The 21,545-nt window shown below is 74.3% G+C and carries 2 protein-coding genes; both read left to right on the top strand.

From position 1 onward, the window contains the following. Positions 1–50: 50 nt before the first annotated feature. A complete protein-coding gene (locus ITX44_RS22905) occupies positions 51–18,806 on the top strand; it encodes a scabin-related ADP-ribosyltransferase (RefSeq protein WP_205359193.1) in 18,756 nt (6,251 codons plus the stop codon). Then, complete coding sequence (locus ITX44_RS22910; protein WP_307795442.1) at positions 18,803–21,502, top strand: right-handed parallel beta-helix repeat-containing protein; 2,700 nt, start codon at positions 18,803–18,805, stop codon at positions 21,500–21,502. Before ITX44_RS22905 ends, ITX44_RS22910 begins: the two co-directional genes overlap by 4 nt. Positions 21,503–21,545: the final 43 nt, after the last annotated feature.

Consider the following 21,545-nt stretch of genomic DNA (forward strand, 5'->3'; position numbering starts at 1 on the left):
TCTCTTCGTGGATGCTGTGGAAGCCGGAACGGACTCGGTGGAGGATACAGATGGCACGACCGGGCGACTGGAGTGCGCTGGGGCTGCACGGCGACCCCACTCCCGGCGACGCGGACGTCCTGTCGTCGATCCACAGCCAGATGGAGGATCTGGGCAGCCTTGCCCGCGAGGTCACCTCCGGCCTGGACCGGGTGCTGAACCAGTCCACCGACAGCTTCGTCGGCAAGACCGCCGAAGCGGTGCGCAAGAAGATCGACGGGCACCTGAAGAAGTTCATCGACTCGGTCGGCAACTCCTTCGGTGTGTCCGCCCCCGCCACCCTGGACTACCTCAACGCCGTGCAGGAGGCGCAGGCCAAGGCCGACCAGGCGCTCTCCGCCGCGCAGGGCCTGGCCAAGGACGACCCGCAGCTCGACGCGCTCAAGACCCAGGTGCACGGCGCGCAGGACGACTACCGCAGCGCCGTCAACACCTACGTCGGCAAGCTCTCCGACGCCTCCCACATGATCCAGCAGCCCATCAGCGGCTGGCAGTTGTTCCTCCAGGCGCTGGGCATCCTCGCCATCATCCTCGCGGTGCTCGGCGCCATCTTCGGCGGCTGGGTCGGCCTGATCGCCCTCGCCGTCAACGTGGCGCTGCTGATCAAGACCGCCGTGGAGTTCGCCGAGGGCAAGGCCAGCGTGCTGGACCTGGTGCTGGCCGTCATCGGCGTGCTCTTCCCCTCCACCAAGGGCCTGAACCTCGGCTCCATCGGCAAGGGCATCTTCAACGCCCTGAAGAACCTGCCGAAGACGGCCATCAACGGCATCGGCGACGTGGCCCGTGGCCTGACCCACATCATCACCAACCCCAGCAGCCTGACCGGCATCTTCCGCAGCGTCACCTCGCTGCCCGGCGTGGTCGCCCGCGGCCTGATCAGCATCGGCCAGATCACGCTGAACGCCGGCAAGGTCGCCGTCGGCGCGCTGAAGTCCATCGGCTCCGCCTTCCGCAACGACTTCTCGCTGGCCACCATCGGCGTCAAGGGCACCCTGCCGAAGATCGGCGTCTACGCCATGAGCTTCGGCAGCCGGTTCCTGGTCAGCGCCACCCTTCCGCTGGACTTCTTCGAACTCGGCGTCGGTGCGAGCGCGGCCATCAAGATGGGCCTGGGCACCCGGCTCGTCACCCCGTGGGCGCACCTCGCCCAGCCGGTCGTCAGCGGCGGCACCCACGTCGCGGCGCTCACCGCCGAGCACTTCAGCCTCACCTCCACCCACACCGGCGGCCCCGGCTTCGGCGACTTCGGCCACATCGGGCTCGGCGCCCCGGGCGCCTTCCGCGGCATCGACACCGGCATGAACACCGGGCTCAACCTGGGCGGCCTGCACGGCCTGAGCACCGGCATCGACACCGGAGGTCTGCACGGCCTCAACACCGGGCTCAACGCGAGCGGTCTGCACGGCCTGAACACGGGCGTGGACGTCGGCGGACTGCACGGGCTCAACACCGGCGTGAACGTGGGCGGACTCCACGGCCTCAACACAGGTGTGAACGTCGGCGGACTCCACGGCCTGAACACCGGGCTGAACGCGGGCGGTCTGCACGGCCTGAACACCGGCGTCAGCACCGGCGGGCTGCACGGCCTGGGCTCCACCGGGGCCGTCCACCTGAGCCTCGGCGTCACCCCCGACTCCATCGGCCACGCCCTCGGCTCGGTCCACCCCGGCGCCAGCGCCGCGGACCACCTCACCGCCTTCGACCACGCCACCGGCTTCGACCGCACCGGCGCCGGCCTGCTGTCGCCCTCCTCCGCCCACTTCGGCGGCGTCAACCTCGGCTCCATGCACGTGGGCGGGGCCGACATCGGCAGCATCAGCGCCGGCGTCGGCGGCTCCCACCTGGGCATGTCCGGCCTGCACACCGGCCGCGTCGACCTCACGGGCAGCGCCACCGGCCTGCACACCGCGATCAACGACAGCATGTCCGGGATACGCAGCGCGGCCGGCCACGTCCAGGACTTCCACCAGCTCGGCATCTCCGAGCTCAAGAGCATCGTGGACGGCGACGTCAGCGTCGTGAAGGTCTCGCCCGACGGGATCAGCCTGCACATCGGCGCCGAGACCGCCCAGCCGACCGCCCTGCACATGAACTTCCGCAGCATGTCGTTCACCAACGACGCCGGCCAGCACGTCGTCGTCGCCCCCGAGGTGCACACGGCGCTCGGTACAAGTGACGCGCACGTGGCGACCGGTACGGGTCTGACCGCGCCTGGGGTGCATACGACGGTGGGTACGGGTGATGCCCACGTGGCGACCGGTACGGGTCTGACCGCGCCTGGGGTGCATACGACGGTGGGTACGGGTGATGCCCACGCGGCGACCGGTACGGGTCTGACCGCGCCTGGGGTGCACACCACGGTGGGTACGGGTGACGCGCACGCGGCCACGAGTACGGGCGTCACCGCGCCGCCGCCCGCCGGCGGGACCAGGACCGCGGCCCCGACGCCCGCCCCGACCGCGGACCGGGCCGGCGTCTCGTCGCCCGCCCCGACCCGCCCGCTGGACGAACTCGCCGGCGGCGGCGCCACGTCCACCGGGCACGGCGCGAACGGCCTGACCGAGCACGCCGGAAACCTCGGCCAGGGCCCCAGGAGCCTGCCCGACCGCACCGGGAACCCCGGCGGGCTCGCCGAGGGCACCGGCCTGCATGGCGTCACCGCCCACGACAGCACGCTCGGCGTCTCCGCGCAGGACCGGCTCGACCTGGCCGGCCGCCGCACCGGCACCGGCGACACCTCGGGCGCCGCCCAGCCCCTGCACGGCACCCCGACCCCCGCCGAGGCCGCCCCGGTAGCCCTCGCGCCCACGCCCCTGGCCGTACGGCCCACCTCCGCGCCGCACCCCGGCGCCTCCCCGGCCGCAGGCGCCGGCCGCGCGCCCCGCAGCCGTTTCGAGGCGATCACCGGGGGCGTCGGCGGCCGCATCGGCGCCGAACGGCTCACCGCCTGGAACAAGTACGAGAAGGCGACCGCCGACGCCGCCCGCGCCGAGACCGCCCTGCACGACATCGGCGGCGCCCTCGACAAGCCGTCCGAGAACATCGACCAGGCCGCGGCCAAACTCGACGCCCAGCAGGCCGCCATGGGCGTCGACGCCGCCCGCCAGGACCTCGCCGTCCTCGGCATGGACACCGACGCCATCCACACCCGCCTGGACCTCCTCACCACCCCCAAGCCCCCGGCCGCGGCGACCCACGGCGCCACGGACGCGGGCCACGCCGTCTCGGCTGACGACACCCGGCTCGCGGCCCTGGACAAGCTGTCCCCGCCCTCGCACGCGGTCCACGACGGCACGGACGCGGGCCATGCGGCGTCGGCGGACGAGACGAGCCTCGCGGCGGCGCTGGAGAAGCTCTCGCCGCCCTCCCACGCGCCCGGCAGGGGCGGGGACTTGGGTGCGTCCCCAGCTGCCGCGGTTCACGATGCCCCGGGCTCGGGCCACGCGGCATCGGCGGACGACACGAGCCTCGCGGCGGCGCTGGAGAAGCTCTCGCCGCCCTCCCACGCGCCCGGCAGGGGCGGGGACGTGGGCGCGTCCCCGGCCGCCGCGGTTCACGATGCCTCGGGTACGGGCCATGCGGCGTCGGCGGACGAGACGAGCCTCGCGGCCCTCGACAAGCTGTCGCCGCCCACCCACGCGCCGGACCGGGTCGGGGAGTTCGGCACCACTCCGGCAGCCGTCCACGACGGTACGGGCGCCGGGCACCTCGCCTCGGCGGACGAGAACAGCCTCGCGGCCCTCGACAAGCTGTCGCCGCCCTCCCACGCGCCGGACCGGCCGGCCGGGATCGGCGGCGAGGGACTGCACGACGGGGACGCCGCCGCGCACGGCTCCGCGCAGGACGCGCAGCTCGCCGAGTTGGAGAAGCTGTCCCCGCCCACGCACACGCCGGAGAAGTCGCCGATCGAGAGCGCGCCGTCGGTGCCGACCGAGGCGCCCGGGGCCGGGCTGGCGAAGACGACCGCGTGGTACGCGGACCGGCTGGACGGGATCGCCAAGGACGCGGGGATGTCGCGGGCGGACCGGGCCGTGCACACCGACGGCATCCAGGAGGCGGCCGCGGCCGGGGACCTGAGCGAGGTCGCCCGGCGCTACGCGGTCTTCCGGGACCACGTCGAGGTGGCCACCTTCCACACCCGCCTCGATGCGTTCGAGACGCACGTCGAGGGCGGCTTCGACCGGCTCGGCGAGCTGGGCGCGTCCCGTACCGAGTGGCAGGCCAAGGTGGACGCGGTCCGCGACGCGCGCCGCACCTTCGACATGGACGTGACGAACGCGGCGCTGCGCGACTTCACCGCGTTCGTCGAGCGGCACGTGCCGGCAGAGGTGCTGACCGGCAAGGACGCGGCGCGGGCGTTCGACGCGGAGATGCACCGGGTGCTCGGCGACCTGTCCGCGGCCCGCGGCCCGGGCGAGTACGTACGGGCGCACGACGAGCTGACCCACCTGATGGAGACCAGCGCGCTGCGGGACCGGCTGGACGCGCTGGCCGGCGAAGTCGGCGACGAGGAACGGGCACTGCGGCAGCGGATCAGCAACGCCTCCGGCCCGGACGAGGCCGCCGCGGCGCTCCAGGACCTGCACGACTTCAAGGACCAGCAGGCGCTCGCCGACCGGCTGGAGCGGCTGAAGTCCGACGACGTCGCCGCGCCCGGGCCGGGCCTGGAGGAGCGGCTGGACGCGCTGCGCGGCGACGTCACCGACCCGCACGAGATCGAACTGCGGCGCTTGGTGGACGAGGCCCCGACCGCCGACGACGCCTTCCGCGCGCTCGGCGACCTGCACGAGTACCAGCAGGAGCGGGCGTTCCAGGAGCGCCTGGACGCGCTCCGGAGCGACGGCCCGGCGGGCGGCGAACACGGCGGCGAGCACGGCGGCGCCCCGGACGTACCCAGCGAGGAGGACCTGGTCCGGCGGCTCGACGCCCTGAACCAGGGCGAGAGCGACCCGCGGATCACCGAACTGCGGCAGCAGATCCGGGACGCGGCCACCCCAGAGGAGGCCGCCGGTGCCCTCGACCGCCTCGACCAGCACATGGCCGAGCAGGAGACGCTGCGTCAGCAGCGCGTCGCCGACTACCGGGCCAAGATCGACAAGCTGAGCGACGAGCGCACCGAGCACCTGCTCAACGACCGCTTCGACCAGGCCGAGCGGGTCGGCGGCGAACTCGACGACCTCCAGCGGCAGCTGGACGGCACCCTCAGCCACGCCGAGAAGCAGGACGCCCTCCTCACCGAGCTCCACAAGGCCGTCGACCGGCCCGAGGCGGACGGCCACCTCGACCGCATCGTCGACAAGGGCCTGTCCCTCGGCCACGAACGCGCGGCCGCCGGCGCCGACGTGCGCTCCGCCGACGAGACCGCCCGCCTGCTGGACGCCCTCCCGAACGTCGGCGACCACCCGCTCCCGCACGTCCGCGACGACCACGCCCCGGGCGGCGGCGACCTGCACGGGGGCGACCTGCACGGGGGTGGTACGGACACGGGAGCGCCCCACGGCGCGCCCGGCGACGGCGAGTTCAAGGGCGCGGGCCCGGCCGGGGACGGCCTCAAGGGCACGCACCCGAAGGGCGACGGCCTCGGCAGCACCGACCCGCTGCGGAACGACCCCCTGCGGAACGACGACCCCGCCGGCCCCGGCCACGTCGAACTGCCCGACCCCCCGCGCGAGCGGCCCGGCGCCGAGCCGCACACCCCCGGCCGGGACACCGCCGACACCCCGCCGCGCGAGCAGGCGCCCGGGACGCAGGAACTCCAGCTGCAGGCCCCCAGGGAGCACCTGGAGCCGCCCGCGGTCACCGGCGGCGCCCTCGACCCCGCCGCCCACCCGATTCCGACCGCCCTCACCCACGAGGAACTGCGCGCCGCGTCGGACACCGCGACACAGGCCGGGCACGCCGAGCAGGAAGCCGTCCGCGAGATCCCGCACGAGGTGCTGCTGCACCACGAGGTCAACCTCCAGGTGCAGCACGCGATGCCGGGCGCCGAGCACGTGGGCGCGGAGGAGGTCGCCCGGATCCACGCGGACCTCGCGGCGCACGGCTCGCTCGCGCACATGACGGTCGACCGGCTCGCCGGGGACATCGTGGCCGTCGTCCTCGGGCACGACCTGCCGCGGCTGCGCGGCGGCGGCAAGGGCGACCCGAAGATCTCCCTCACCCCCGCCGCGGCCGAGCACGTCCAGCAGGCGTTCCAGACCGCGCTGAACGGCGAGAAGCGGCTCGTCGTCGGCATCGACGGCCCGACGATCCACGTGACCGACCTGATGGACAAGGTGATCACGCAGATCGGCGCGGGTCAGCACGCCGGCGCCATCACCATCAACGCGACCGAGAAGAACATCTACAAGGCGGGCAGCAACGCCAAGCTGCTGCTGACCCACCAGGCGGACGGCGCCGAGCGGCCGACCACGATCACCTTCCAGCTCAAGCTGGAGGGACCCGGCACCGCCGATGCCACGGCCGGGCACGAGTCGGTCGCGGGCCCGAGCACGGCGGTCGGCACCGAGCAGGTGACCGTGCCCGGCGACGGGATCAGCGCGGAGCGGAAGTTCGACATCGGCGCCTGGTTCAGCGACCTGATGGAACGCCGGATGGAGGAGCCGGTCATGCTGGCCGGCGGCGGGCAGATCGTCCTGAAGTACGGCAGCCCGCGCCCGCTGGCCGACCTCGACTTCCGGGCCCAGAAGCCGTACGTCGCATCGCTCGCCGACCAGCTCAACGCCGCCGTGATCGAGGAGCACCCGGAGGTCCACCTACAGCCGTTCGGGCCCGACGAGAAGGACAAGCGGGCGCTGACCGGCCGGATCGACGGGGTGGAGATCACCATCGGTCCGAGCAACACCATTTACCACGACGTCACCACCGTCTCCGGTATCCAGGTGCCCTCGCACCTGGACGCCCTGGTCGACAAGGCGCTGTCGTTCACCCGGCGCACCGGCGAGAAGAAGGACAAGGACCTCTTCGACCTGCTGTGGGCGCTGAGCACCGACCCGCACGGCACCGTGCTGCTGCGGGAGAACCTGGACCCGCTGCGCAACGCGGGCTTCCAGGAACGCAGCACCGACACGCTCCCGCTCAGCGCCAAGCTGACCCAGGCGCTGACCGAGGTCACCAAGGGCAAGGGCCTGGATCGGGTGCGCCAGACATGGCAGGCCTTCGGCGCCGGCCCGCAGGACATGGAGCGGCTGAACGCGACGCTCGACGAACTCAAGGGCGCCTTCCGCGCCGGCCCCGGACCGCACCCCGCGATGATCGTGACCGCGGGCAACTTCACCGGCGACATGTTCGGCACCGCCGCCGCGCTCGTCCTCAACCCCAAGCTCCGCGTGACCGTCCTCACCGGCCCCAGCCACCCCGACCAGGTCGGCGGCTTCCTGAAGGAGACCCTCACCCGCCGGGTGATCGCCGAACGCGACACGCTGCTGGACAAGATGAAGGCCAAGGCCACCGGTCCCGAGCAGTTCGCGCAAACCCAGGCGCAGATCCTGGCGGAGTACGACACCAGGCTGCAGACCGAACTCGGCCGTGTCCACGTCCTGCACTCCGACACCCCGCACGGCCTCTACAGCGACGTGACCCGCAAAGAGATGCCGCTGGACTACGGCAGGGTCGAGCCGCCCGTGCCGGAGAACCTGCGCAGCACGCACTTCCAGAAGCCGGTCGCCCGCGGCACCGAGGAGGTCACCGAGCGCTGGGACAAGCAGAACATCGGCCGCGGCCGGCTGCGTACCGCCTGGGGCCTGAACGGCAGCCTCCAGGACGAGCGCGCCCAGGGCTTCCTGCGCGACGTCGGCGTACCCGAGAACAGCAAGTACGTCGTGCTGTGGTCGCGGTTCAGCGGGAAGAAGGGCGGCGCCCACCCGCAGCACGACACCAGCCTCACCGGCATGCAGCAGATCATCGACGAGCTGCCGCACGACGTGACCGTGATCATCGCCGGCGACAAGCGCCCGGTCGGCGCGGACCGGTACGGCGAGTGGGCCGCAGGCCGGGACAACGTCTTCGACCTCACCGAGTTCTGGAAGGGCGACGCCTGGCAGCGGCACTTCCCGGACGCCGGCCGCGCCGACCAGTTCACGGTCTTCGACCACCTCGACCAGTTCGCCCGCCAGCAAGGCGGCGGCCTGAAGCACCTCGGCTTCCGCAGCGGCAACCTGGAGCCGTACGCCCTGATCGGCCACGACGTGCGCTACCTGGAGGAGGCCGGAAACCCGCAGGCCGCGCGCATGCAGCAGTGGCACAAGGACATCGGCTACGAACGCATCACCGTCTCCAAGGTGCCCACCCTCACCGGCCAGGTCGTGGTCGAGGACACCCGGGTGGCCGGCCGCGAGGGCGCGGTGCCCTGGCGCGGCGGCGACGCGGCCACGGTCAAGGACCTCAAGGCGCAGACGCTCCAGGACCACAACCTGGCCCGCGGCGACCGCGGTTTCACCACCGACGACTTGAAGGCCGTCACCTCCTACCTGCACTTCCCCGAGCACGGCAGTGCTGCCTCCGCCGTGGCCCACGGGTCCGGCTCGGTGGCCAAGGCACGGGTAGGCGTCACGCCGGTCAAGGCGGGCGCCAAGTGGAAGGGCAAGGGGCGCGCGACACCCGTCACGCAGGCGGCGCTCCCGTCCACCGAGACGCACATGGCCACCACCTCCGCGTCTTCACATGCCGGGACCAGCACCGCGCCGCCGTCGGTCAGGCCGGCGCCCGCGACCGTACGGGCCACCCGGCCGCCGGTCACGCCGGCCGAACAGGCGCGATGGAACGGGGCGCTGGCGGAGCTGTCCGACGCCCTGGCCGATCTGCGGGTGCTGGAGACCCAGGGCCTCGGGCACTGGGAAGGGGCCGGCGCCGAGGCCACGTACACCGCGCAGCACCTGCTGGACAGCGCCCAGGCCCGGGTGGACCGGGCACAGGCCCGCGTCGACGAGCTGATCGGGCACGACCCGCACACGGTGTCGCCGCGCGCGCCGCAGCCCTCCGCCCAGCAGGCGGTCAGCGCGCCGCCGGCCGTCGAGCCGCTGAAGCTGCGCTGGACCCCCGCCCACAAGGGCGCCGACGGCACCCAGGTCGACGGCGCGTGGGGCCTGCACGAAGGGCCCGCGCCGGAGGGGACCACGCCCTGGCGGGAATGGAAGGACAAGGAGCACCGCGACCGCCGCGCCCTCGACGTGGTGGTGGACGCCGGTGAGCTGTCCCAGACCGACCTGCACCAGTTCGCCAACCTGCTGATCCGCGCCGACCAGCACGACCTGGCCGGCCAGGTGCTCGCGCACGCCGGCGCGCTGGACGCGGCGGCCCGGCAGGCCGGATCGGTCGGTGAGCACGCCGAGCGGACCATCTGGACCGGCGAGGAGATCGTCGCCATGGCCGCCGACCTCTACGACCGGCTGGAGGGGCTGTCCGCCAGGGCCGGCGAGGCGTCGTTCGGCCCCACCGCCACCGAGGTCGCCGACCTCACCGCGCTCACCACCCGGCTGGAGACCGCCCTCAAGGGCCACATCAAGGGAGCGGCGCAGTTCGGCGGCGTCTACACGCTGCGCGGCGAGTACACCCTGCTCACCCACACCGCCCACCGCTACCTGGACCGGCTCGGACCGCTGAGCCAGTGGCACGGCACCCACCCCGGCCCCGCGCCGCGCGCGGCCACCCCGATCTCCCGCGAGGTCTTCGCGGTGGCCCAGAAGATGCGCCGCGGCCAGGCGTACGCCGACGTGCCGGCCGGCACCCAGTGGTCCTCGGTCCGCTCCTCCTTGCGCGAACTGCCGCTCGACCAGTGGCCGCAGGAGGCCAGGACCGGCTTCGTGCGCGAGCTGTCGGAACGCAACCTCCAGGACCTGCGCGCCGGGCGGGACCGCCTCCTGGCCGAGGACGGGCGGTTCCAGGACCTGCTGGCAAGCCTGGAGAAGCTGCCGTACCGGCTCAAGCACGCCACCCCCGCCTACCACGCCATCGCCAACTCCGGCGTGATGTCCTCCCAGGGCGACCTCGCACGGCGCGGCGCGAAGTACCTCGCCTCCGGCAAGAGCAGCGCCGCCAACACCTCCAACCTCGGCAACGACGACTTCGTCTTCTTCCGGGTCGAGGCCAACGACAAGCCCATGCAGACCCGCTACGGCCCCACCACGCTGGTCTTCCACTCCGACGTGCTCGGCCACTACGACGGCTGGGTCTCCCTGCACGACCAGCTCGAACCGCTGGACCGGCCGGCCATGCAGAAGCTCGAGGTCGACGGCACCCCCGTGCGCACCTCGGCGTACGCCAAGAACGCCCAGGCCACCGGCGCGCACACCACGTGGACCAACACCTACCCGGGCGTGCCGGGCGTCTCGAAGCCCCGCACCCGCAAGGTCTCCTTCGAGCAGGAGGTGTTCAGCGGCGAGCACTTCGTCGAGGGACTCGCCCTGTCCGTACTGCGCGAGGTGCGCCTGATCGGCGGCGCCTTCCAGGAGAACGCGCTGCGGCTCGGCCAGGAGATCACCGCCGTCCTGGCCAAGGACGGCGAGCTGAGCGCGGCCGAGCGGGCCGCGCTGAACAACGCCCGGACCGCACTGTCCGACCTGGTCTTCAGCCTCTACCGGCCCGAGGCGAAGTTCGGCGCCGGGCTGCCGGTCGACCTCGCGCACGTCCGGCCCTCGGGTCTGTCCAAGGACGTCACCACCGCCCCCTTCCGCCCGCTGACGGTGCACAACCCCTACGGCGACGGGCGCTACCTGCCCGACGGCACCCCCGATCCGCACGGCTTCGCCGCCGCCCGGCTGGCCGACCGGGCCGGCGACAGCAAGCGCGAGGCCGAGAAGGCGCTGCGCGGCGAGGCGACCGGCACCAAAGTCGACACCGCGCAGTGGCACATCCGGCGCGGCCTGCCCGACGCCGAGAAGGCCGTCGAGCGCACCCAGGACTTCCTGGCCGCCTCCGGCGACGACCAGGCCGTACGCCGGCTCCTCGCGGACCGGCAGGCACTGGTCGCCGACCTGAGGAAACTCGAGACCCAGGCCAGGGAACGCCTCGACGCCCTCCGCCTCGAACGCGAGGCAGCCGCGGCCGCCCACCCGCCCCAGGCCGCCACCCCCAGGCCGGTCTCCACCGCCAAGGCCGACAAGAAGGCCCGCCGCAAGGCGCTGGTCGAGGCCCGCCAGCTCGACGCGACGCCGGCACCGCCCACGGCGGAGGGGCACGTGTCGCCCTCGGCGCCGCCGGTCGCCGAACGGTCCGACTCCGCGCTTTCCACCCAATCTCCTTCCGCGTACCACCTGCCCGGCACGGCGGCGGGCGAGCACACCGGGGACCTGACCGGTACGGTCCGCCAGGCCGGCGGCACCGCCCACCTCACGGGCGGCGGCGCCGAGGACCACCTGGCGCGTATCGCCGACCCGCGGTGGCAGGCCGCGCGGGAGGCCGCGCCGGCCGTCCCGCGCAGCCACACCTGGGTGGACCCGGTGTCGCGGCCGTTCGGGCCCGGGACCGGCCTGGAGGACGCCCGGTACGCGGTGACCTCGGCCTTCGACGCGCGGCGGTTCGAGTACCGGGGCGAGCAGGTCACCGAACTGACCGTCAAGGTGCACCTGGTCGGCCGGCGCGAGATGTCCCCGCAGCAGCTCGACACCCTGTGGGACCGGGCCCGGCAGGGCATCGACCGGCTGTTCAACGCACCCGGGCACCGGTTGCCGAACGGAGACCTGCTGCACGTCACGGTCCAGCGGGCCGGCTCCCGCGACGCGCACGTCTCGGTGGCCGTGGCACCCCCCGGCACGCCGTCCAGCCAGCACGTGTGGGCGATCGACGCGAGCGACCAGGAACTGGCCCACGAACTGGGCCACCAGGTGGGCCTGCGGGACGAGTACCGGGACGACACCGCGCCGCAGCGCCCCGAGATCACCGGCAGCCTCATGGGCGACTACCACCGGCCCGCGCCCTTCGGGCTGACCCAGGGCGGCCTGCGCGACCGGCACCTGCGCCTGATGCACGCGATCATCGGTGACCTCGCGGACGGCACGATCGTGCCCCACGGCGTCCATGACCCGGTGGGTACGTCCCCGCGCGCGCCGCAGCCGGCCACCGCCACCCGGGAGCGGCCCACGGCCCCGCGTCCGCCGGCCGAGCCGGAACTGCTCCGCCCGCAGCCCGTGGCGTCCACCTCCAGGGCCTCCACGTCCTCCTCCGCGCCGACCCCGTCCGGCGTGCAGCCCGATGTCATCGAGATGGTCACCTTCGCCCCGCCGGCCCGGGAAGGAGCCGCCGCGCACGGCCTGACGGAGACCGACACCGAGGCACCCGTCGTGCCCGGGCCGCCCGCGCCCCCGGCCCGGATGACCCGCCACGGCCAGGTCGGCGCGTCCGACCGGATCCTGCCGTCGGCGACGGCCGAGAGGTCCCTGGCCGACGGGCTGTTCCAGGGCCTCGAAGGGACCTTCGGCACCAACGACTTGGCGGCCCTGCGCGCGGCCTGGGAGCCGGAACTGCGGTCCGCGGTCCTGCCCGGGCTGTCCGCCATGACCCGCGGCGAGGTCAGGAAGCTGACCCTGGACGCGGGCGGCTGGAGCGGGGAGGTCCGGGTCACCGCCCGGGTGGAGCAGGCGGGCACCGAGGACACCCTGAAGTCACTGGAGTTCGAGGACGGCACCGAGTCCTTCCATCGCGGCGGCTTCCTGCGCGAACGCCAGATCGCGGCGGGCGGCGGCCTGCTGGCGAAGGGCAAGCCCGCGGGCCTGACCGACCTGACCGGCCAGGTCGCGGTCAACTGGACGCGGACCACCGCCGACCGGGTGGCCGGCGGCAGCCGGATCTTCACCCGCGCCAAGACGCCCGAGCCCGCGCTGAAGGTCGGCACGGTGATCCGGGTGGACTTCGACTTCTCCCGGGTCCGCGGCCGCTTCGGCGGCCGGCTCGACCTGGGTGGCGGCGACGCCGGATCCGTGTCCCGGATCGCGGTGCCCGTGCACCTGCCGGTCGCCACCAGCGCGGCCGAATCGGGCCGGACCGCCGCCCTCACCGGCCGCAACTACCTGCCCCCGCTGCGCGTCGAGCAGACCCTCGCGCTCGGCGGCACCGACGTGGTCCGGGACGTCTTCCTGGTCGACGCGCAGGGCAACCGCACCGGCGGCACGCTGTCCGCGGCGCTGCTCGGCGACCGCGAGGACCCCGGCTCGCTCGCCGCGTTCGGGCAGCGCACCTACGGCGCTGACTGGCCGCGGGTGCGCGAGCTGGTCCTGGCCCGGCTCGGCTCGCTGGACGTCCTCCAGGTCCGGCTCAAGGCGATGACCGGCGGCGACGCTTTCGAGATCGACCTGGGGGAGCGCGGCACCCTGCTGGTCACCGCCAAGGTCTCGCAGATGACGCACGTGCGCACCACCGACAAGACCGAGTTCAACACCGGCACCGACGTCACCCGCGTCTTCGGCCTCACCGAGAGCCGCAACCGCGCGCTGCGCGCGACCTTCTCCGCGCAGAGCTCGGACCTGAAGGCCGGGCCGGTGAGCCTGAGTGGCGAGGCCAACGCCCAGTACGAACGGGAGGGCGTGAGCGCCCGCCAGGTCTCGGTCCGCTCCGGCAGCGCGGTCAAGATGAAGGTTCCCGGGACCGTCTTCGACGGGGTCGCCACCCTCACCTTCGCGCACCGGGCCCGCCCCGACGCCCCCCTCGCGGCCGGCAGCGGGTCGGCCCGGCTCGGCTTCCAGGCCCTGACCGAGGCAGCCGAGGCCCGGCCGGTCCCCGAGGCCCGGGTGTTCTCCGCCGTCGACCGGCCCGCCGGCCCGCTGCGCATGCAGGGCCCGCCGGTCGAGGCGGGCGACCTGGCCTGGCGGCCCGCCGCCGAGGTCTGGGACGGCCTGCCCGAGCACTCCGTGGTGCTCGACGTGCTGCTCGGCGAACAGCCCGCGGCCGGCAGGGCGGCCGACCCGAGCCCGGCCGCCCTGGTGGAACGCCTGGGCCGCGGCTACCTCGGCGGCCACTGGGACGACCTGCGGTCCACCGCCGAGGAAGGCGTCAGCCGCGAGCAACTGGCCACCTCCCTGCCGGTGATGACCCGGGGCAACGCCGTACGCGGCGTGCCGCTGACGGTGCCGTTGCGCAGTGACGCCCACCTGTCGGCCACCGCCACGCTGGAGTCCCTGGAATACCTGCGGCCGATCGACGAGGCCGAGATCAACCTGCTCAGCGAGGTCACCGAGGACGCCGCCGACCGGCTCGGCTCCGCCGTCAACCAGGGTGAGTCGCTCCAGCTCGGCGCCCAGCCGGCCGTCTCCTCCGCCGTCTCCGTCGGCCTGCACCCGCTCGGCGCCGGCCGCGCCGACCGCTGGCAGAAGGGCAGCGGGGTGGCGGCCGCCACCAACAACATCAACAGCGCCAAGTACCCCGAGCCGATGGTCGCCTTCCTGGCCCGGGCCCGCGTCGACGCCACCCTCGGCCGGCCCGGCGACACCGCGGCCCGCACCGGCCACACCGACATCCGCTTCGTGGTCGCCGTCCCGCAGTCCCACGCCCAGCGCTACCTGGTCGCCGAGGACGCCGCCGGCCCGCAGACCTTCACCCGCCCAGCACCGCCGGCCCCCGCGACCACCGATGCCGTCGCACCGGCCCACGTGCCCGGCACCGTACCGGAGGGCGGGACCGTAACGGCAGCAAAACCGGTGACGACCACCGACCACGCGACCACCGACCACGCGACCACCGACCCCGCCACAACCGGCCTCACCACCGCCGAGCGCGCCCCCGCCGCCGAGAACCCGCCCCCGCTGGAGTTCCAGCCGCCGGACCGGGTGCGCCGGGACGGGCGGATCGGGGCCGGGGACGCCGTCGTACGGTCCGGGGACGGGGCCGCCGTGGTCAAGGCGCTGGAAAAGGAGCTGGGCAGCACCTTCAAGGACAAGTGGAGCCAGGTCGAGGCCGACCTGAACCTGTTCTTCGACGGCGCCGTCATCCCGCCCAAGCTGCCCGGCCTGACCGCGGGCACGAGCTGGGGCACCAAGGTCAGCGCCGGCGGGGTGACCGCGGACATCCGCATCACCTCGGCCTGGGCGACCATGACCAAGTACCTGCGGGTGGAGAAGAAGTTCGAGTTCGAGCAGGGCACCGAGACGGCCGCCGCGCTGTCCGGCACCAAGTCCGGGACCGGCCGCAACACCCTGTGGCACCGCCTGGTCGTCCGCGCTCCCCACACCTCCGTCAACCTCAGCCGCACCCGCGCCTTCGACACCTTCACCGGCCGCACCCTGGACCGCCGCTTCGGCGCGGTCGCCAAGGGCAAGACGGTCGAGCCGGCCGCGCTGTTCGCGGGTGACGTCGTCTACACCGTCCGGATCAAGCTGTCCCGCGCCGTCCCCGGCTTCGGCGGCGAGCGGACCCTCACCGTTCGCACGGACGGCGAATTCGCCTTCCCCGTCCGCGACCTGCCGGTCAACCCCACCACCCGGGAGCGGCCGCAGCCGGTCACGCAGTACCGCACGCCACGCCGTATCGAGGAGTCCAGGCTCCTCGGCGCCACCGACATCGTGCTCGACGCGCGGCCCGACGCCGTGTTCGACCAGCTCGACACGGTCGGCACCCGCGCCTTCGGCTCGGACAGGGCGTGGGCGGCGGCCAAGGCGAAGCTGCGCGAGCGGATGCCCGCGGACGAGTTCCAGCGCCGCCTGCGCTCGATGATGGCCGGCCAGCCCTGGATCGTACGGGCCGGCGGGCGCCGGGTGGTGCTCACCGCGAGCGTCCGGGACATGACGCACACCGGCAACACCGAGGCCACCGAGTTCAACTCCTCGGCCCTCGGCACCGTCACCAGCGGCGGCCCCGAGGCCCCGCTGCGCGGCGAGCACAGCACCTCGACGGCGACCGCGGTCGGCGTGGTCGGCACCTCCAACCCGGTCGGCGTGCTGCCCGTCGAGGTGTTCGCGGGCGGCGCCATCACCCACACCACCGTGCGCGACGACGTCACCGAGAGCGCGTCCGCCGCCCGCGCCGGCGCCGGCACCAAGACGAAGGCCGCCGGCAGCGTGTTCGACGGTACGGCCACCCTGCACGTCGAATTCCGCCAGTCCTGGCGGCCGTGGGGCAAGGCGGTGGACACCCGGCTGCGTCCCGGCGTACGCGACGAGCAGCGGCACATCGACGACCTGCGCGTACAGCTCGACCGGCTCGCGGACCGGCCCGAGGGCGACCCCGAGGTGCAGCGGCTGCGGCAGCAGTTCGACGCGGCGCTGACCGCGCAGACCGACGCCGTACGGGAGCGCGCGCGGGCCACGCTCGCCGCCGCTCCGGCGACCGGTCCGTCCATGACCAGGACCGCCTTCGGCGTGCGCCGGCGGTTCTTCGGGCAGGCCGACATCGGCTTCCAGACCCTGGTGGAGAGCGCGGACGCGGTCAAGGCCGAGCGGCCGGCCGCCGCTGGTGCGGACACCGCCGCCGCGGTCGACGGGACCTCCCGCGCGGGCGGCTCCCGCACGGCCGACACGGTGCCCGCCCGGCAGGTCCCGGTGCCGCCGCGGACCATCTGGGAACACGGCCTGTCCGGCGACCACATCGTGCGCGACCTGCCCGATGTCCGCTCGCTGCGGAGCCTGCTGGACACCGAGGGCCGCAAGGAGTTCGGCGGTGCCTGGGACTCCGTCACCCGGAACGGCGTGCCCCGCTCCGAACTGGTCATGGGCGCCTTCCACAAGGACCGCCTGCTGGCCGAGCTGCCGCGGATGACCCGCGGCGAGGAGCTGACCAGCGAGCCGTTCCACGTCGGCGGCCGCAAGGCGTGGGTGTCGGCGACCGCGCGGGTGCGGCGGCTGGCCCACGACCGCCCGGACCCCAAGGCCGAGGTCGCGCTGGTCGGCGAGAGCAGCGCCCAGGTGAGCCACCGCGCGCTGCACGCCCGCCAGGGCTACCTCAACGCCCAGCTCGGCGCACTGGCCAGCGACTGGAAGAGCAAGTTCGGGGCCGCCGCCACCTTCGGCGGGGGCATGCGGCTGCGCCGCGGCGGCGAACAGGCCGCCGGTGGCCGTACCTTCGCCAACGCCAAGATCCCGGTGCCGCTGGAGCACTACCAGGGCAGCGTCGAAATCACCTTCACCTTCCACCACGGCACCTCCGCCCGACCCTCCGGCGGCGTCGTCCCCTTCGCCGTCTCCGTCCCCACCGCCGAGATCACCGAACGCGTCGGGGCCACCGCGGACACGTACTTCACCGCCCCCGAGAGAGTCCCGGCGCCGCCCCAGGAGCACCCGCTCCCGGACCACGGGACGGTCCTCCCGCCCCAGGGCCGGGACGAGCCCGCACCGGTGGAGCCGGACCGGATCGCGCCGGCGCCGGCTCCCGCGGAATCGGCGGTCACGGAGCCGGTGGTCGAGGAGCGCCCGCTTCCGGACACGGTCCTCGCCGACCACGGCCGCGATGAGCCCGCGCCGGTCGAGCCCAACGGGATCGCGCCCGCGCCGGCGCCCGTGGAACCGGAACCGGCCGTCATGGAGCAGCCCCCGCTGGACCGGCCAACCTCTCTGCCTCACACCGCCCCGAGCCATCCACTGAGGGACGAGGCACCCCGTCGCCCCGCCCCGCTCCCGCGGTCGGGCGAGCCGTTGCCCACCATTACGGAGGGGCCGGAGCCGGTCGTCGCGAAGCAGCCCCCGCTGGACCGGCCGAACTCCCTGCATCAAACCGACCCGAACCACCCGCTGGCGGACGAGGCACCCCGTCATCCCGCCTCCCTCCCGCGGTCGGGCGAGCCGCCGGCCACGATCACGGAGGAGCCGGAGCCCGTCGCGGAACCGGGCACGGATACGCTTCCCCTGGTCATGACAGACGCCGCGACCGGCCACAATGCTGGGTCCGTTCCGGCCGGGACCCCCACCAGTGAGCCCGCCGTCGCAGCCGGGACCGTAGAACACCCCGTCCGCGGGCCACTGCCCACGATCCTCGAGGAGCCGGAACCGATGGAGGAGCCGCCAGCCGCGCCCGCCGCCGCGCCGACCGTCTTCGACGGCGTCCGGCGGGCTCACCCCGACCCCATCGCCGGCAACGCCCGCTGGACGATGTGGGGTCACAACGGCGACACCCCGCAGACCTCCGCCTATGCGGTGGAGTTCGGCGGGCTGGGCCTGCGCGGGGTGTATGTGCCGCCGGCCGCGGGTGAGGGACTGGGCACCTGGCACTGGCACACCGCCGCGGGCGGCGAACCGGTCGCGGTCACCCCGCTCACCCTGCTGCCGCCGCCCCTGCCCGACCGCACCGCGGCCGCCGCCCCGCAGCCGGCCGCAGTGCCCGCGCTCCCGCCGGAGCTGGTCGAACAGCACCTGGCCGGTGCCCCCTGGGCCGCCGGGCTGCGCTGGCGTGAGGACCGCGAGGACCTGTACGTCTTCGGTGGAGCCGAAGGCCCGGAAGCGGTGTTCGCGGCAGGACTGCTGCCGCCCGGCGACCGACTCGTCCATGTCGCCGCCCACGTACGCGACGGCGGCGACCCCGGCAGCCTGTGGGTGACCGCTTCCCGCGACATCGGCTGGCTGCGCGAGCAGGCGCAGCGGGCGGGCGGCCCGGACGCGGCGGGCGACGTGCTCCAACGCTACGGTTGGCGCTACGACATCGCGGCGCCCGGGGGAGTGGACGTCAACGCCACGCTCGAGCTGGCCGCCCCGCACCCGGAACGCAGGGAGATCCTGTTCCCCGGTGGTGTGGCCGGCCGGCACATACGCGGCGCACAGCGCCTGCACCGGGGCCGGCCGGTCGGCCCCTATGTGACCAATCCCGGATTCGCCGACGGTCGCGGCGCCGGGACCGGGACGGAGGGAACGGCACGGTGACCGCCGCGACACATCGGGTCCAGCCGGGCGCGCGCCGGGGCGCGTACCGCACCATCAGTGACGCCGTGCGCGCCGCCACGGCCGGCGACGAGATCAGCATCGCGGCCGGCGAGTACCGGGAACGGGTGCTGATCGACCGCCAGGTGAGCCTGGTCGCCGAGGACGGCCCCGGCACCGTGACGATCGTCGCGCCCACCCCGGGCCTGCCCGTACTGGAGATCGCGGTGTCCGCCGCGTTCAGCGGCATCGCCGTGCTCGGCGCCGACCGGCAGCGCCCGGTGGTGCTGGTCACCGGGGGCGCCGTGGAACTGGCGGACTGCCAGGTGGCCGGCGGCCGGCTGGAGATCCTGCGCGCCTCGTCGCTGCGGATGACCCGCGGCGCGGTGCGCGACGCGGCACTTGCCGGGGTGCACGCCGACACCAGCGGCACCGTCGCGCTGCACGACGGCCTGATCGAGGACATCGAGGGCACCGGCGTGGTGGTGGCCGGCACCGCCACCGCACACCTGGTCGCCACCACCGTCCGCGAGGTCGGCGCCTCCGGGGTCCGGGTCCGCGGCGACGCCCGCGCCGAGCTCAGCCGCTGCGAGATCGTGGCCCCCGGCCGCAACGGCCTGCTGGTCGAGGAGCGGGCGGCGGTCACCGTCGACGGCTGCCGGCTGCGGGACGCGTCCGCCGAGGCCGTCCGGGTCCTGGGCAGCGCCCCCCGCGGCAGCGGCGAGGAGGAGGCCGGCGGCGTACGGATCACCGGCACCGAGGTGTCCGGCGCCGGCGCGGCCGGCGTGCTCGCCACCGGCACCGGCGACGTCCTGCTCACCGAGTGCCGGATCCGGGACTGCGCCGCCGCGGCGGTCGCGGTGGACGGCGAGGCACGGCTGGAGGTCGCCGACTGCCTGCTCACCGGGGCCCGCGCCTCCGGCCTGGTCGCCCGCGGCTCGGCCCGGGCCGAGGTGCGCGGCACCACCGTGCGCGGCACCGCGGGCAACGGCATCCTGATCGGCGAACGTGCCGACGTCCGCGTGACCGACAGCGCGGTGCGCGACAGCGCGTTCAGCGGCGTCCACATCGGCGGCGACGCGGTGGCGACCCTCACCGCGGTCCGCGTGACGGCCACCCCCGAGCACGGCATCGGCGTCACCGAACGCGGCCGCCTCACCCTGGAGGACTGCTGGACCACCGGCTGCGGCATGTCCGGCCTGCACCTGGACGGTTACGCGGTCGCCACCGCCGACGGCCTGACCGTACGCGGCGGCCAGAGCGGGGTCACCGCGCAGTCCGCCGGCGAGGTCCGCATCCGCGACGCGCGCGTCCTGGCCGTCGAGCGCTCCGGGTTCATCTGCGGCGAGGGCACCGCCCCCGAGCTCACCGACTGCCGGGTCACCGGCGCCGGCACCGCCGGAGTCGTGATCGCCGAGAAGGCCGCCCCCAAGCTGCGCGGCCTGCTGATCGGCGACACCGAGGGCTCCGGCATCGTCGTCGCCCGCGACGCCGAGCCGGCCGTCTCCGGCGCCACCGTCACCGGCGCCGGGAAGAACGGCCTGTTCGTCGGCGAGGGCGGCAAGGGCCGGTACGAGGACTGCGTGTTCTCCGCCACCGGATTCCCGGCGGTCCATGTCGCCACCGGGGCCCGCCCGGTGCTGCGCGCCCTGCTGGTGCGGGACACCGAGGACGACATCAGCCTGGACGAGGGCGCCGAACCGGTGGTGGAGGACTGCGCGTCGCTGCGGGTCGCCCACCCGGTGTGGCCCGCGCCCGGCACCTCGGGCACCGGCCCCGCGATCCGTACCGCGTCCGCGTCCGCCTCCCCGGTGGCGGGCGCCACGGCCCAGGCGGCCACGGCCACCGCGGACGCCACCGGCGACGGCAGGCCCGAGCCGGTGGAAGTGGAGAGCCTGGACGACCTGCTCGCCGAACTCGGCGAACTCGTCGGCCTGGAACGCGTCAAGCACGACGTGGCGTCCCTGGTCAAGCTCATGCAGATGGTCCGCCGCCGCGAGGAGGCCGGGCTCGCCGCACCCCCGCTCAGCCGGCACCTGGTCTTCGCCGGCAACCCCGGCACCGGAAAGACCACGGTGGCCCGGCTGTACGGCCGGATCCTCGCCGCCGTCGGACTCCTGGAGCGCGGCCACCTGGTGGAGGCGGACCGCTCCTCCCTGGTCGGTGAGTACGTCGGCCACACCGGCCCCAAGACCCAGCGGGTCTTCGAGGAGGCCATGGGCGGCGTGCTGTTCATCGACGAGGCCTACTCCCTGACCCCCGCCGCCGGTTCCAACGACTTCGGACACGAGGCCATCGCCACCCTGGTGAAGCTGATGGAGGACCACCGCGACTCGGTCGTGGTCATCGTGGCCGGCTACCCGGACGAGATGGAGCACTTCATCGACTCCAACCCCGGCCTCGCCTCGCGCTTCAGCCGCACCCTGCTGTTCGAGGACTACGACACCTCCGAGTTGGTCGAGATCGTCGAGCACCACGCCGAACGCCACCAGTACTTGCTCACCGACGCCGCCCGCGAGACGCTCACCGCGTACTTCGACGAGATGCCGCGTGGCGACCGGTTCGGCAACGGCCGTTCGGCCCGGCAGACCTTCCAGGCCATGACGGAACGCCAGGCGTACCGGGTCGCGGAACTGGCCGTCCCCGAGGAGACCGACCTGGTCACCCTGCGCCCCCAGGACCTGCCCGACTGGCCGTGACCGGCCCTGATCCCTTGTGACCGCCCCCGACTCCCGCTCTCTT

Origin of the sequence: Actinacidiphila acididurans (assembly GCF_016918855.1) — a bacterium.
In the GTDB taxonomy this organism is placed as follows: domain Bacteria; phylum Actinomycetota; class Actinomycetes; order Streptomycetales; family Streptomycetaceae; genus Actinacidiphila; species Actinacidiphila acididurans.

What these genes read in the sequence shown, in the direction of transcription:
- ITX44_RS22905 (WP_205359193.1), top strand. Translation starts at nt 51, where the DNA reads ATGGCACGACCGGGCGACTGGAGTGCGCTGGGGCTGCACGGCGACCCC.